The following is a 12,982-nucleotide window of genomic DNA, read 5'->3' as shown; positions in this document are numbered from 1 at the left end:
TTCAATGGCCTCCCGCACGTCGACTGCGTCGGGAAGACAGATAGTCGATCAACAGATTCACGCCGATGGTCAAGGTGCCAATGGCCAGCGCCGGAATGACGATAGCCAACGCACCCTGGCTGAGGCCGCCGATGTTTTCGCGCACCAGCGAGCCGAGGTCGGCGTCCGGTGGCTGCACGCCCAGGCCCAGGAAGCTCATGCCGGCAAGCAATAGCACGATGTAGCCGAAACGCAGCCCCAGGTCGGTCAATACCGGGTTGAGCATGTTCGGCAGAATCTCCCGGCACGCCACATACAGGCGGCCCTCGCCGCGGGTGCGCGCAACCTGCACGTATTCCAGGGTCTCGATATTCACCGCCATGCTGCGCGCCACGCGGAACGAGCCGGGGATGTAACTGATCACCGCCGTGCAGATCAGCAGCGTCACCGACGAGCCGAATGCCGAGACCATGATCAGTGCGAACATTTTGCTCGGGATGGAAATGAAGGCATCCATGATGCGGCTGAGGATTTCGTCCAGCCACTTGGGCGACACCACCGACACCAGCGCACACAAGGTGCCCAAGGTACTGGCCAGCACCGCCGCTACCAGCGCCAGGCCGACGGTGAAGCGGGCGCCGACCATCACGCGGCTGAGCATGTCGCGGCCCAGGTAGTCGGTGCCGAACGGATGAGCCAGGCTGAAGCCGTCGAAGACGTTATCAGACACCACTTCACCCACCGGGTGCGGCGCCAGCCAGGGGCCGACCAGCGCCAGCAGTAACCAGGCCAGGCACACCACGCCACCCACCAGCCCCAGCCAGGACGGGCCGCTGGATGCTTTGGCCAACGCCAGGGCCGAGGACGCAGGCTTGCCTTTCGCAATGAGCATATTCATTGGTTTCTCAGCCTCGGATTGGACAGGATGGCGCACAGGTCGGCGATCAACACCAGGCCCAGATAGGCCGCGCAGAACAGCATGCTGCACGCCTGCACCAACGCCATGTCGCGGTTGGTCACGGCATCGACCATCAAGCTGGCGATGCCGGGATAGTTGAAGATGGTTTCGACGATCACCACGCCGCCCAGCAGATACGAGAGGCTCAGGGCGATGGCATTGGCAATCGGGCCGATCGCATTGGGCAGCGCATGGCGCAGCACAATACGGATCGGGCCGACGCCTTTGAGACGCGCCATTTCCACATAAGGGCTGTCGAGCTGATCGATCACTGCCGCGCGGGTCATGCGCGCCATTTGCGCGACGATCACGCAGCACAGCGTCATCACCGGCAAGGCATAGGTGCGCATGAACTGCCAGGGGGAGCTGATATCACTCGCATAAGACAGCGACGACAGCCACCCCAGGTTCACCGCAAAAATCAGCACCGCCAGGGTCGCCACCAGAAACTCCGGCACCGCGACCATGGCCAGGGTGATAAAGCTCAGGATGTTGTCGATGCGCCCGCCCCGCGCCATGGCCGAACCGATACCCAGCACCATGGCCACCGGCACCGACACCAAAGCCGTGGCACTCGCCAGCATCAAGGTGTTGGGCGCCCGGCCGCCCATCAATTCGCTGACGGGCATGGCACTGGAGGTCGACATGCCCAAGTCACCGCTGAGCAGGCTGATCAACCAGTGCAGGTAGCGCAGCACACCGGGCTGGTCGAGCCCCAGTTTCAGGCGCAATGCCGCCACCTGTTCCGGGGTGGCGAACTGGCCCAGGGACTGTTGCGCTGCATCCCCCGGCAGTACCGCCGTGATCGCGAACACGACCATGGACACGATCAACAACGTCACGGCCCCGGCGCCGATGCGCCGCCCGATCAACCACAGTGTAGTGCTATTCATCGTCCTGCCCTCGCGGTGCTCAAGCGTCCAGCCAGACTTGCTCGGCAAACATGTAGCCCATGAAACCACCGAGCGGATTGGCCACGTAGCCCTTCACACGCTTGTCCACGCCATCGATGTTGCTGATGAACACGGGCACCCCGATACCGCAATGGTCGTGCACCAGTGCCTGCATGTCGTGGTACATCTGGGTGCGCTTGGTGTCATCGGTTTCGGCACGGGCCAGCAACAGCAACTGGTCGAACTGATCGCTCTGCCAGCCCGACTCGTTCCAGGGCGCCTTGGACTGGAAGAACTGCGAGAACATCACGTCGGCGTTCGGCCGTGGGTTGATGTTGCCGAAACTCAACGGGTGCTTCATCCAGTGGTTGGACCAGTAGCCATCGGTGGGCAGGCGGTTGACGTCAAGCTTGAGCCCGGCCTGTTTGGCCGATTGTTGCAACAACACGGCGATGTCCACCGAACCGGTCGCGGCCGGCGAAGCCACCAGCGGCATGGTGATGCTCTCCATGCCGGCTTTCTTGAGCAGGAACTTGGCCTTTTCCGGGTCGTATACGGTTTGCGGCAGGTCGCTGTTGTAGTAGCGCGCGCCGGGCGAAATCGGGTGGTCGTTGCCGACAACCGCATAGCCGCGGAACACGGCGGACTTGACCTGTTCGCGGTCCAGCAGCAGCTTCATGGCCTGGGTGAATTCCGGGCTTTTGCCGGGCATCTGGTCCTGACGGATGATCAAGTCGGTGTAGTTGCCCGACGGCGCATCGACGACCCGGTGCTTGGGGCTGGCGCTGATGCGCGTGGTCGAACGCGGGTTGACTTCGTTGATCATGTGCACGTCACCCGACAGCAGCGCGTTGATCCGCGATGGCTCATCGGCGATGGCAATGAACTCGATCTCATCGAGGTAAGGCAGGCCCGGCTTCCAGTAGTTCTTGTTACGCACGGCAATCGAACGCACACCGGGCTTGAATTCGCCGACGGTGAACGGCCCGGTGCCAATGCCTTTGTTGAAATCGGTGGTGCCCTCCGGGACGATCAAGAGGTGCGACACCGCGAGGATCGACGGCAGCTCGGCGTTGGGCGCGCTGAGGCGGATCTGCACTTCATTCGGCCCGGTGGCCTTGATCTCGGTGAACTGCTCCACCAGCGCCATGACTTTGGAACCCGTCAACGGGTCCTTATGCCGGCTCAGGGAGAACACCACGTCGGCGGCAGTCAGCGGTTTGCCGTTGTGAAAGGTCACGTCCTTGCGCAGCGTGATGGTCCACAGCGTGGCGTCGACATTGTCGATGCGTTCGGCCAGCTCCAGGTGCGGGGTCATGTGGCTATCGAAGCGCGTCAGGCCGTTGTAGAACATGTATTGGCGCGCGTAGTCGGTAGACAACGCGCCCTTGGCCGGGTCGAGGGTGTCGGCGGTAGACGTGGACATACCGGCCACGCGGATCTTGCCGCCCGGCTTGCCCTTGCCTTCGGCCGGTGCTTCATCGGCCCACAATTTGCCGGCCGTACCGAACAAGCTGCCCGCACCGGCCGCCGCTACACCGGCGAGGCCGAGCATTTGCAGGGCATTGCGCCGCGACATGCCGCGATTGAGGCTTTCGAATACCCGCAGGCTCTCTTCACCGGAGATGAGCGAGGGCGTGGTCTTGTTGTCTGTCATGGCAAGGCTACCTGTCGAAAATTAAAAGGTTCGAGTGCTCACGGTTATCCGGAGCGTTCTGGAAACACACACGACGGTGAGGCAACAGCGGCAACTCAGTGTAAGTAGTCCTGAAAGCGGTAATAGGCGCCCACGAACGGCAGGAACCAGGGTTTGCCGAAATGCCCGGGGATCGCCGGCCACTCGAGTTCACGCCACGGGTTCGCCGCGGCATTGCCGGCCATCACCTCGGCCATCACCTGGCCCATGTGCACCGACATCTGCACCCCATGGCCGCTATAGCCCATGGAATGAAACACGCCGCCATGTTGCCCGGCACGTGGCAGGCGGTCGGAGGTCATGTCCACCAGGCCGCCCCAGCAGTAATCGATCTTCACCTGGGCCAACTGCGGAAACATGTTCAGCATCGCGGCCTGCAGTACCTTGCCGCTCTTGGCATCCGACACGCTGTTGGACATCGCAAAGCGTGCACGCCCGCCGAACAGCAGACGGTTATCCGGGGTCAGGCGAAAGTAATTGCCGATCATGCGGCTGGTCACATAGGCGCGGTGCTGCGGCAATAGCTGATCGATGAGCGCCTGGGGCAACACTTCGGTAACGATGACAAAACTGCCCACCGGTACGATGCGTCGGCGATACCAGCCAAGCCCACCGTGCTGGCAGGCACCGCTGGCCAGCAACACTTGACCGGCGTGCAGCGAGCCGCGCGCGGTGTTGACTTGATAACCACCGGCCTGCGCTTTCCAGTCATTGACCAGCGTGTGCTCATGGATCATCGCGCCGCGTCGCGCCGCCGCCTCGGCCAGGCCCACACCAAAACGCCCGATGTGCATTTGCACGCCATTGCGTTGCAGCAAGCCGCCGTGAAACTGCGCCGAATGGACTTCGGCTCGGGTCTGGCCGGCATCGAGCAACTCGACATCAGCGTCGACTTCACGGCGGATCAACTCGCAGGTGCGCGCCAACCCTTCGTAATGCAGGGGCTTGGCCGCCAGCTTGAGCTTGCCGTTACGCACCATGTCGCAGGCGATCTGCTCCTGGTCCACCAACGACACCACGGTCTGCACTGCGCTTTCATAAGCCTGGTAATAGTCCCGCGCCTTGGCGGCTCCGAGGCTGGCATGCAGCCCGGCATAATCCTGGGCCACCCCGGTGTTGCATTGCCCACCGTTGCGCCCCGAGGCTTCGCCGACCACCCGCCCGGCATCCAGCACCACCACACTGGCGCCGCGCATGGCCAACGCCCTGGCCGCCGACAGGCCGGTAAACCCGCCACCGACCACCGCCACGTCGACCTGCCTGGGCAGGTCACCCAACTGCGCGCCGGTGAAGGCGGGTGCGGTGTCGAGCCAATAGGATTCACTGCCCATGTTTAACCTCGTACGCCGATGACGTTGGTGTTTACAGACCGACCAGGCCCGGCAAGCCACCGATATCGGTGATCTGCTGGTAGCCATAGGCGGCATTGCCTGCGGCTTCATGTCCGCGGGCAACAAACGCCTTGTGCTTGATCTTCATGTCGTGGGCCGACATCAGGTCGTAACGGAAGCTGGACGACACATGCAAGATGTCTTCCGGCCCGCAGCCGAGGTTGTCGAACATGAATTCGAACGCTTGCAAGCGTGGCTTGTAGGCTTGGGCCTGCTGGGCGGTGTACACCTTGTGAAACGGCGCACCGAGCTTTTCGACGTTGGACATGATCTGACTGTCCATGGCGTTGGAGAGAATCACCAGGGGAATCTTGTCGGCGATCTTCGACAGGCCGGCCGGCACGTCCGCATGGGGACCCCAAGTCGGCACGGCGTCGTAATACAGCTGACCTTCTTCACGATAGTCGATGCCCCAGCGCTTGCAGGTACGTGCCAGGGCGGTCTTGAGAATTTCGTCGTACGGCCGCCAGTCGCCCATCACCTGATCCAGGCGGTAGGCGGCAAAATCCTTGACGAACTGATCCATCTGCTCAGGCGCGATGCGGTCCGCGAACAGCTCGCGGGTCAGCGGGCCCATCTGGAAGTTGGTCAGCGTACCGTAGCAGTCAAACGTAATGAATTTGGGACGAAGAAAGCTCATGGGGGGGCGGTCCTGGAGTCAGTGGAAGGTGGCAAGCATTCGCGGCTCTGACGGCGCGTCGGCCTCGTTGCAGCACAGCTTCATTACACCACTGTGAAATCAGCAGATGGCGTCAAAAAAGCGCCCGCCTCAATACAAAGCACCGTTTTTGCCGCCGGCGCCAGCAGAGTTTGCGGCGCGCTCCAGGCTTGGGCGAAGCCCGTATTCATGCGCTTTAATGGGCCTTTTTGGGCACGAAGGCTCAAGGCTGGGGGCGATCAGCGGCAGAATGTGTGGTGGACACCCTTTCTATAAAGAAGCGCTGCGTGCACAGCGCTGGACAGGTCCATCAGCCGTGAGGCATTTGCTGCTGAGCACCCCCTCCGATTTGGTAGTAACTATGGTGGCGTTACCCTCCCGCACGGCAAATCTACCGAATGCTGCGCGCCCTCTTGCCAGCCCGCAAAGCAGGTGGGATACAGGCGTTTCAACGACCCTCAACCCGTGCTCAACGGAGGCCCGCCATGGCTGCCCTGCCACACCCTGATTACCTCTATCGCTCAATGACGGTCGCCGACCTCCCAGCCGCCCATGACCTGTCGGTGCAACTCAAATGGCCACACCGCCTGGAAGATTGGGCGATGTTGCAACGGGTCAGCGATGGTTTTGTGGTACTCGACGGTGAGCGCCTGATCGGCTCGGCGTTCGCCTGCCCCCAGGGTGATTACACAACGATCGGCCTGGTGATCGTCAGCGACGACTATCAGGGCAAGGGCATCGGCCGACGCTTGATGGAAATGGCCCTGAAGGCCTGCCGAACCAGCACGCCACTGCTCAACGCGACCCTGGCCGGTGCACCGCTTTATGCCAGCCAGGGGTTTGTCGAATTTGGCTATGTGCAACAGCATCAAGGTCAGGTGCAGGTTCCCGAACTGACCGCTCTGGCCGCAGGCGAAACCTGCCGCACGCTGAATGCCGATGATCATGCCGCCCTGATCGACCTGGCCAGCGCCGGTAGCGGCCTGGACCGCCGCGAGATCCTGCGCGATCTGCAAGTGGAGCACGCGGTAGGCATCGAACGCGACGGCCAATTGCGCGCGATTGCATTGCTGTGCCCCTTTGGTCGCGGGCGCTGCATCGGCCCGGTAGTCGCCGAGACGCTCGAACAGGCCAAGCACCTGATCGGCACGCTGCTGGCCGAGGTACCGGACGCTTTTGTGCGCATCGATATCCCGGCCGAATGCGGCCTCAACGACTGGCTCGAGCAGGCCGGTTTGAAGTGCGTCGACAAGGTTGCACGCATGGCCAAGGGTGAACCGCCCAAAGCCCGCGCAGGCATACATGCATTTGCCCTGATCACCCAAGCCGTCGGCTGATTTCTCCTGGAGTATTGCCCATGTTCCCCCCCCGTATCCTCATGCTCGCTCGCGCTGACGGCAGCCCTGTCGACACGCCCTTGCGCAACGCGGCCCTGAGCACGCTCGACCCCTTCGGCAACACCCGCCGGCTGGCCTGGCTGAGCGACGACGGCGTGTCTGCCGGCCTGGTCGCGTTCAGCGGCGAAGCGGTGATCGAAGACTTCCCCCACAGCGAAACGCTGGTGGTTCACGCAGGCTCAGTCCTGCTGCACAGCGCCGAGCAGACTTTGGAACTGGGCGTCGGCGACAGCGCGGTCATCGGCCGTGGCACCCGCCTCACCCTGCAGGCGACTCCAGGCACCTGCTGGGCCTTCTGCGCCGTGGACCTTGCCGACGCCCCGTTGCGCCCCGGCCTGACCTGGCTCGATCCGCGTGCCCAGCTCAACCCGTCAGCCGCACCCGACGCACACATCCTGATCGGCCCTGCGCCGCAATGCCGCGCCAACAACCTGTTCGACGACGCCAGCACCGAACTGCGCGTCGGCATCTGGGACTCGACGCCCTATGCCCGCCACGGCCGCCCGCACAAGCTGCACGAATTGATGTACCTGATCGAAGGCAACATGACGCTTCAGGACGCTGAGGGTGTCGATCTGACGGTCAACACCGGAGACACCGTGTTCGTCGCCAAAGGCGCGCCCTGTGCCTGGCGCGGCTCGGTGTATGTGCGCAAGGTTTACGCGGTGAAATAAGTTTGCAACGCCCGTTATCGCTCCAGGGAGCCCGTTGAACATGACTACACACTCTTCGAACCACCCCAGCGTCGATGCCCACGTATTGGCCAGGTTCTACATCAATGGCCAGTGGGTTTCGCCGGCTGTTCCGGCCAGCCTCGGGGTGATCAACCCGGCCACCGAACAGGAGGTGGCGCAGGTGGCGCGCGGCACCGCCGAAGATGTCGATCGCGCCGTTGCAGCGGCGCGTGAGGCGTTTCCCGGTTGGGCGGCTTGCGCCCCTGCGGAGCGCGCCCGCGTACTGGGCAAGATCCATACGCTGATCCTGGAACGCAAGGAAGAGCTGGCCCAGGCACTGTGCCTGGAGATGGGCGCGGCGATAGGTTTCGCACGGGCCATGCAGGTGCCACTGGCGGCCGAACACGTGCGCGTCGCACGTGATCTGCTGGCCGACTATCGCTTCCAGACGCTGGAAGGCAGCACCGCGATCGAGCGCGAACCCATCGGCGTATGCGGGCTCATCACCCCGTGGAACTGGCCGCTGTACCAGATCACCGCCAAGGTTGCCCCGGCGATTGCCGCCGGCTGCACCGTGGTGCTCAAACCCAGCGAGCTGTCGCCGCTGAGCGCGTTGCTGTTCGCCCAGTTGGTGCACGATGCCGGCCTGCCGCCTGGGGTGTTCAACCTGGTCAATGGCAGTGGCCACGAGGTAGGTGCTGCCATGGCGGCGCACGCTGACATCGATATGATTTCCATCACCGGCTCCAACCGCGCCGGCGCGCTGGTGGCGCAAGCGGCCGCGCCGACGGTGAAACGCGTGACCCAGGAGTTGGGCGGTAAATCGCCGAATGTGCTGCTGCCCGACGCGGACTTTGCCAAGGCTGTGCCGCTGGGTGTGATGTCGGCATTTCGCAACGTGGGGCAATCCTGCAGCGCCCCGACGCGGATGATCGTGCCCCGGAGCAGGCTGGCGGAAGTCGAAGCGCTGGCAGCGGCCACCGCCAATGGCATCGTCGTCGGTGACCCGCAGTCGGAGGACACCGTACTCGGCCCGATTGCCAACCAGGCACAGTTCGAGCGTGTCCAGAGCATGATCGAAGCCGGCATCGCCGAAGGCGCGAAACGGGTCTGCGGTGGCCCCGGACGCGTGCCGGGCTTTGACAAAGGCTTCTATGCCCGCCCGACCGTGTTTTCCGAAGTCGCGAGCAGCATGCGCATTGCCCAGGAAGAAATTTTCGGCCCGGTGCTCTGCATCATCGCGTATGACAGCCTCGATGAAGCCGTCGCCATCGCCAATGACACGGTGTACGGGCTGGGCGCGCATGTGCAGGGGCAGGATATCCAGCTTGCGCGTGCCGTGGCGTCGCGCATTCGCGCCGGGCAGGTGCACCTGAACCATCCGGCCTGGGACCCGATGGCGCCCTTTGGCGGTTATAAACGTTCGGGGAATGGCCGGGAGTATGGCGTGCAAGGTTTTGAGGAGTACCTGGAAACCAAGGCCATTGTCGGATTCGGTGCCTGATATCCACCGTAAACAAGAGGGGGCTTGCTCCCGATAGCAGAGAGGTCAACTGACCTACCGCTATCGGGAGCAAGCCCCCCTTTTCAGATATTCACTTCAGATATCCACGATTTCAGAAATCCGCGACTTTGCCCCACGCCGATGATTTGAACCGGTCCGGATGATAAGGCGTAGGATCCACGATAGGCTGCGCGCCACTGACAATGTCCGCGATCAGATGCCCCGCTCCCGGCCCGATTCCAAACCCATGCCCACTGAACCCTGCCGCCAATATCAGCCCGGGCAGGTTGGCCATTTCACCGATGCCGGGGACGCCGTCGGGCGTGCTGTCCACATACCCCGCCCAGGCGGCAGTCACCGTTGAGTCTTTAAGCGCCGGTATCAATTGCGTGCCGCGTTGGTAGGTCAGTTTGACCGCCGAGGCGTCCGGAGTCGGATCCAGAATCCGCATCTTCTCCATCGGCGTCGGCGCATCCAGGCGCCAACGCTTCCAGCCCTCATGGCCCGCCTTCGCGCCCTCGAAGCCACCCACGGCGAGGTTGCGCCAGCGGCGTTGAAACATCGGCAGGAACTGCGGTGCAAAGCTGAGCAACTGCGGGGTGGGGTCGACACGCCCGCGCCCACTGATCGCCAGGGTGTAGCTGCCATCGAAACGGCGCGTCATCGAGGCAAAGGTGGTGTGCAGCGCGCTCGGCAGTTCCAGGCTTGGAGGCGACACGCGAAGCACGGTCTGGCGAATAGTCGCCTGGGGAAAACGAATGCCGTATTGGCGGCAGAACGAAGAGGCCCAGGCGCCTGCGGCGAGCACGGCAAGCCGGGTGCGGATGGTGCCTTTTTCGGTGACCACCGCAGACAGTCGACCGCCTTCGGTTTCCACGCCCCGTACCGCGCAGTCCTGATGCACCGTGCTGCCCAGCGCCATGATCGCGCGGGCGACCGCCGGGGCGGCGCGGGAGGGATCGGCGATGCCGTCGGTGGGTGAGTAGACCCCGCCTTTCCACGGTTTGCCGGTCACCCGCCCGCGGTCAGCGGCTTGCTGTGCCGTCAGCATATAGGTCTCGACGTTGACCGAACGGGCGAACTCGCCCCAACGTGCCCAAGTATCGAGCTCCTTTTCGTCGTTGCTCAGGTAAAGCAGGCCACAACGGTTAAAGCCGGTTTGCTCGCCGGTCTCGGCGGCGAACTGCTCCCACAGCTCCAGGCTCTTGGTAGACATCGGCAGCTCGCGCGCATCGCGATTTTGCTGACGGCACCAGCCCCAGTTACGGCTCGATTGCTCGGCGCCTATGCGGCCCTTTTCAACCAGGGCGACCTTCATGCCGCGCTTGGCCAGGTAATAAGCAGTAAAGGAACCGATGATTCCACCGCCAATCACCACGACATCAGCATCCGTCGGCAAGTCGGGAGAAGTTTCTACAGCAATCAAGGGAGCTGGCATAAGTGGGTATCCGTCAAGGGTCAGTCATGGCATCGCGGCAGCATGGATTTATTACACCACCATGAAGCCATGCATAAACGGTTAAAAAGACCCGCCGAGTGGTACAAACCACTGTTTATCAAGCCTACCCCGGCAGACTTTACCGCCCCGGCAAACATCGGTTTTCTGCCCGGCGGCAGACGGTGATAGCACGCAAATGGGGCAGTCAGGCCTATTAACTGGTAGAGTGCGCACCGATATTTATTAAGAGGAATGTTTTCATGGCCACTAACCGCTCCCAGCGTCTGCGCAAAAAACTGTGTGTGGACGAGTTCCAGGAATTGGGGTTCGAGCTGAACCTGGAATTCAAGGAAAATCTGGCTGACGATAAAATCGATGCATTTCTCGACGCGTTCCTGAAAGAAGCCATGGAAGCCAACGGCCTGGGCTACGTCGGCGGTGACGACTACGGTCTGGTCTGCCTGCAGAAGCGTGGCTCGGTCAGCGAAGAGCAGCGTGCCAAGGTTGAAGCCTGGCTCAAGTCCCGCGATGAACTGACCAAAGCCGAAGTCAGCCCATTGCTGGACGTGTGGTACCCGGAAAAGCCGATCAACCCTGTTGCTTGATCGCCATCAGGGCCATCCTTCGTGATGGCCCTGTTTGTTTAAGCCTCACCCCTCGCTACAAGCCGCACGCCGCAGGGCTGCCCTTCCAAAGCCTTCAATCCTTGATATCCAAAGCGCTCACCAGCCGAATTCGCCGGCAGAGCGGTCCCGTGCCTGAAAAAAACGCCAATTACCCGCTATCGTTCAGCTACAACGGCATGCACCTTGGGGCATAATGCCGACACTTTCATGACCATTGAGGGATTTTTCTTATTTACCCCTCACCTTTTCACCCTCCTCAGCAGCAGGGTTTTATTCCTTATGATCAAATCTTTACGTTCAGTGCTCATTGCCGGTTTTTTCCTCCCACTGGCCTTTTCCGTCTCCGCTGCCCCCGTCAATAACACCCTGCCCCCGAATGTTCAGCAGGCCCTCCAGAAAGCCAAAATCCAGAACACCTCGCTGTCTCTGGTGATGCTGCCGTTGAACGGTCCAGGCACGCCGACCATTTTCAACGCTGACGTCTCGGTGAACCCGGCCTCGACCATGAAGCTGATCACCACCTATGCGGCCCTGGAAATGCTCGGCCCCAATCATCAGTGGAAGACCGAGTTCTACACCGACGGCACCCTCAACGGTGGCGTGTTGCGTGGCAACCTGTATCTCAAGGGGGGTGGCGACCCCAAGCTGAACATGGAAAAACTCTGGCTGCTGATGCGCGATCTGCGTGCCAACGGCGTACAGCAAGTGACCGGCGACCTGGTGCTGGACCGCAGTTTCTTCAACCAGCCACAACTGCCGGAATTCAATGACGACGGCAACGACGAAAACAAACCGTTCCTGGTCAAGCCCGATGCCTTGCTGGTCAACCTCAAGGCGCTGCGTTTTGTCACCCGCAATGATTCAGGCCGGGTGATCGTGTCGGTCGAACCACCGATCGCGAGCATCCGCATCGACAATCAGGTCAAGGCGAACAACGCCAAGCAATGCACCGGCGACGTACGCTACAACCCCACGACTGCGGCCGATGGCAGCGTGACCGTTACGGTCAGTGGCCAGTTGGGTGATGGCTGCAGTTCGCAGACTTACCTGTCGCTGTTGGACCACGCCACCTACACTGCCGGTGCCGTACGTGCGATCTGGCAGGAGTTGGGCGGCACGATCCAAGGCCGCGATATCCAGGCACCGGTGCCCAAGGATGCGAAGGTGCTGGCCCGTGCGTTCTCGCCGGACCTGGCGGAAATCATCCGCGACATCAACAAATACAGTAACAACACCATGGCCCAGCAGTTGTTCCTGAGCCTGGGTGCACAGTTTCGCAACGATGCCGATGGCGACGATGCCAAGGCGGCGCAACGCGTAGTACGCCAATGGCTGGCGAAGAAAGGCATCACCGCCCCTCACCTGGTGATGGAAAACGGCTCCGGCCTGTCCCGCGCCGAACGGGTCAGTGCCCGCGAAATGGCGGCCATGCTGCAAGCCGCCTGGAAAAGCCCTTACGCGGCCGAATACATCAGCTCACTGCCGATTGCCGGTACCGACGGCACCATGCGTAAACGCCTGAAGACCACGGCTTTGCGCGGCGAAGCCCATGTCAAAACCGGCACCTTGAACACCGTGCGCGCTATCGCCGGGTTCAGCCGCGACAACAATGGCAATACCTGGGTCGTGGTGGCCATTCTCAACGACTCGAAGCCGTGGGGCGCTTCGTCGGTGCTGGATCAGGTATTGCTGGACCTGTATCGCCAGCCGAAACTGAGCGCTGCAGCGCCGGTGCTCTGACCCGGCAGGAGACTCGCGAACTCGGGCG

At 62.2% G+C, this 12,982-nt stretch carries 11 protein-coding genes; 5 read left to right on the top strand and 6 right to left on the bottom strand.

All coding sequences use genetic code 11. The features are described 5' to 3' along the window. Position 1 precedes the first annotated feature (1 nt). The 5 genes from JBE38_RS00770 to JBE38_RS00750 form a co-directional block, all read right to left on the bottom strand. A complete protein-coding gene (locus tag JBE38_RS00770) occupies positions 2-877 on the bottom strand; it encodes an ABC transporter permease (RefSeq protein WP_161549054.1) in 876 nt (291 codons plus the stop codon). Then, positions 874-1,830, bottom strand: a complete 957-nt coding sequence (locus JBE38_RS00765) for an ABC transporter permease (RefSeq protein WP_205343351.1) — start codon at positions 1,828-1,830, stop codon at positions 874-876. Before JBE38_RS00765 ends, JBE38_RS00770 begins: the two co-directional genes overlap by 4 nt. A gap of 19 nt (positions 1,831-1,849) precedes the next feature. Beyond that, positions 1,850-3,487, bottom strand: a complete 1,638-nt coding sequence (locus JBE38_RS00760; RefSeq protein ID WP_205343350.1) for an ABC transporter substrate-binding protein — start codon at positions 3,485-3,487, stop codon at positions 1,850-1,852. A gap of 95 nt (positions 3,488-3,582) precedes the next feature. Further along, the gene (locus JBE38_RS00755; protein WP_090369318.1) at positions 3,583-4,857 is read right to left on the bottom strand and encodes an NAD(P)/FAD-dependent oxidoreductase; all 1,275 of its coding nucleotides are present in this window, start codon (positions 4,855-4,857) and stop codon (positions 3,583-3,585) included. A gap of 31 nt (positions 4,858-4,888) precedes the next feature. Further along, positions 4,889-5,557 (bottom strand): haloacid dehalogenase type II, encoded by a 669-nt coding sequence (locus JBE38_RS00750; RefSeq protein ID WP_060756194.1) that lies wholly within the window; start codon positions 5,555-5,557, stop codon positions 4,889-4,891. Positions 5,558-6,060: 503 nt separating this feature from the next. Here JBE38_RS00750 and JBE38_RS00745 point away from each other — a divergent pair. Genes JBE38_RS00745 through JBE38_RS00735 form a run of 3 tightly spaced genes read left to right on the top strand, consistent with a single transcriptional unit; the run spans position 6,061 to position 9,150 of the window. Beyond that, positions 6,061-6,912, top strand: a complete 852-nt coding sequence (locus tag JBE38_RS00745; protein ID WP_205343349.1) for a GNAT family N-acetyltransferase — start codon at positions 6,061-6,063, stop codon at positions 6,910-6,912. Positions 6,913-6,932: 20 nt separating this feature from the next. Further along, positions 6,933-7,646 (top strand): cupin domain-containing protein, encoded by a 714-nt coding sequence (locus JBE38_RS00740; protein WP_161549052.1) that lies wholly within the window; start codon positions 6,933-6,935, stop codon positions 7,644-7,646. A 40-nt stretch (positions 7,647-7,686) separates the two neighbouring features. Continuing rightward, complete coding sequence (locus tag JBE38_RS00735) at positions 7,687-9,150, top strand: aldehyde dehydrogenase family protein (RefSeq protein ID WP_205343348.1); 1,464 nt, start codon at positions 7,687-7,689, stop codon at positions 9,148-9,150. 112 nt (positions 9,151-9,262) lie between these two features. Here JBE38_RS00735 and JBE38_RS00730 read toward each other — a convergent pair whose 3' ends face one another. Beyond that, positions 9,263-10,588 (bottom strand): NAD(P)/FAD-dependent oxidoreductase, encoded by a 1,326-nt coding sequence (locus JBE38_RS00730; protein ID WP_205343347.1) that lies wholly within the window; start codon positions 10,586-10,588, stop codon positions 9,263-9,265. A gap of 260 nt (positions 10,589-10,848) precedes the next feature. Here JBE38_RS00730 and JBE38_RS00725 point away from each other — a divergent pair, with 260 nt between their 5' ends. Together JBE38_RS00725 and dacB are read left to right on the top strand one after the other, a co-directional pair. After that, complete coding sequence (locus tag JBE38_RS00725; RefSeq protein ID WP_060756208.1) at positions 10,849-11,193, top strand: YggL family protein; 345 nt, start codon at positions 10,849-10,851, stop codon at positions 11,191-11,193. Between the two features lie 300 nt (positions 11,194-11,493). Then, a complete protein-coding gene (gene dacB / locus JBE38_RS00720) occupies positions 11,494-12,954 on the top strand; it encodes a D-alanyl-D-alanine carboxypeptidase/D-alanyl-D-alanine endopeptidase (RefSeq protein ID WP_060756209.1) in 1,461 nt (486 codons plus the stop codon). Positions 12,955-12,982: the final 28 nt, after the last annotated feature.

Origin of the sequence: Pseudomonas sp. ICBG1301 (assembly GCF_016918385.1) — a bacterium.
Lineage (GTDB): Bacteria > Pseudomonadota > Gammaproteobacteria > Pseudomonadales > Pseudomonadaceae > Aquipseudomonas > Aquipseudomonas palleroniana.
Note: the sequence above shows the minus strand (reverse complement) of the source record. Positions and strands in the feature narration are given on the sequence as shown.

Excerpts from the sequence above, each read along its gene's own strand:
- JBE38_RS00770 (WP_161549054.1), bottom strand. The coding sequence starts at position 877 with ATGAATATGCTCATTGCGAAAGGCAAGCCTGCGTCCTCGGCCCTGGCG.
- JBE38_RS00725 (WP_060756208.1), top strand. The coding sequence starts at position 10,849 with ATGGCCACTAACCGCTCCCAGCGTCTGCGCAAAAAACTGTGTGTGGAC.
- JBE38_RS00745 (WP_205343349.1), top strand. The coding sequence starts at position 6,061 with ATGGCTGCCCTGCCACACCCTGATTACCTCTATCGCTCAATGACGGTC.
- JBE38_RS00765 (WP_205343351.1), bottom strand. The coding sequence starts at position 1,830 with ATGAATAGCACTACACTGTGGTTGATCGGGCGGCGCATCGGCGCCGGG.
- JBE38_RS00760 (WP_205343350.1), bottom strand. The coding sequence starts at position 3,487 with ATGACAGACAACAAGACCACGCCCTCGCTCATCTCCGGTGAAGAGAGC.
- JBE38_RS00755 (WP_090369318.1), bottom strand. The coding sequence starts at position 4,857 with ATGGGCAGTGAATCCTATTGGCTCGACACCGCACCCGCCTTCACCGGC.
- JBE38_RS00750 (WP_060756194.1), bottom strand. The coding sequence starts at position 5,557 with ATGAGCTTTCTTCGTCCCAAATTCATTACGTTTGACTGCTACGGTACG.
- JBE38_RS00740 (WP_161549052.1), top strand. The coding sequence starts at position 6,933 with ATGTTCCCCCCCCGTATCCTCATGCTCGCTCGCGCTGACGGCAGCCCT.
- JBE38_RS00730 (WP_205343347.1), bottom strand. The coding sequence starts at position 10,588 with ATGCCAGCTCCCTTGATTGCTGTAGAAACTTCTCCCGACTTGCCGACG.
- dacB (WP_060756209.1), top strand. The coding sequence starts at position 11,494 with ATGATCAAATCTTTACGTTCAGTGCTCATTGCCGGTTTTTTCCTCCCA.
- JBE38_RS00735 (WP_205343348.1), top strand. The coding sequence starts at position 7,687 with ATGACTACACACTCTTCGAACCACCCCAGCGTCGATGCCCACGTATTG.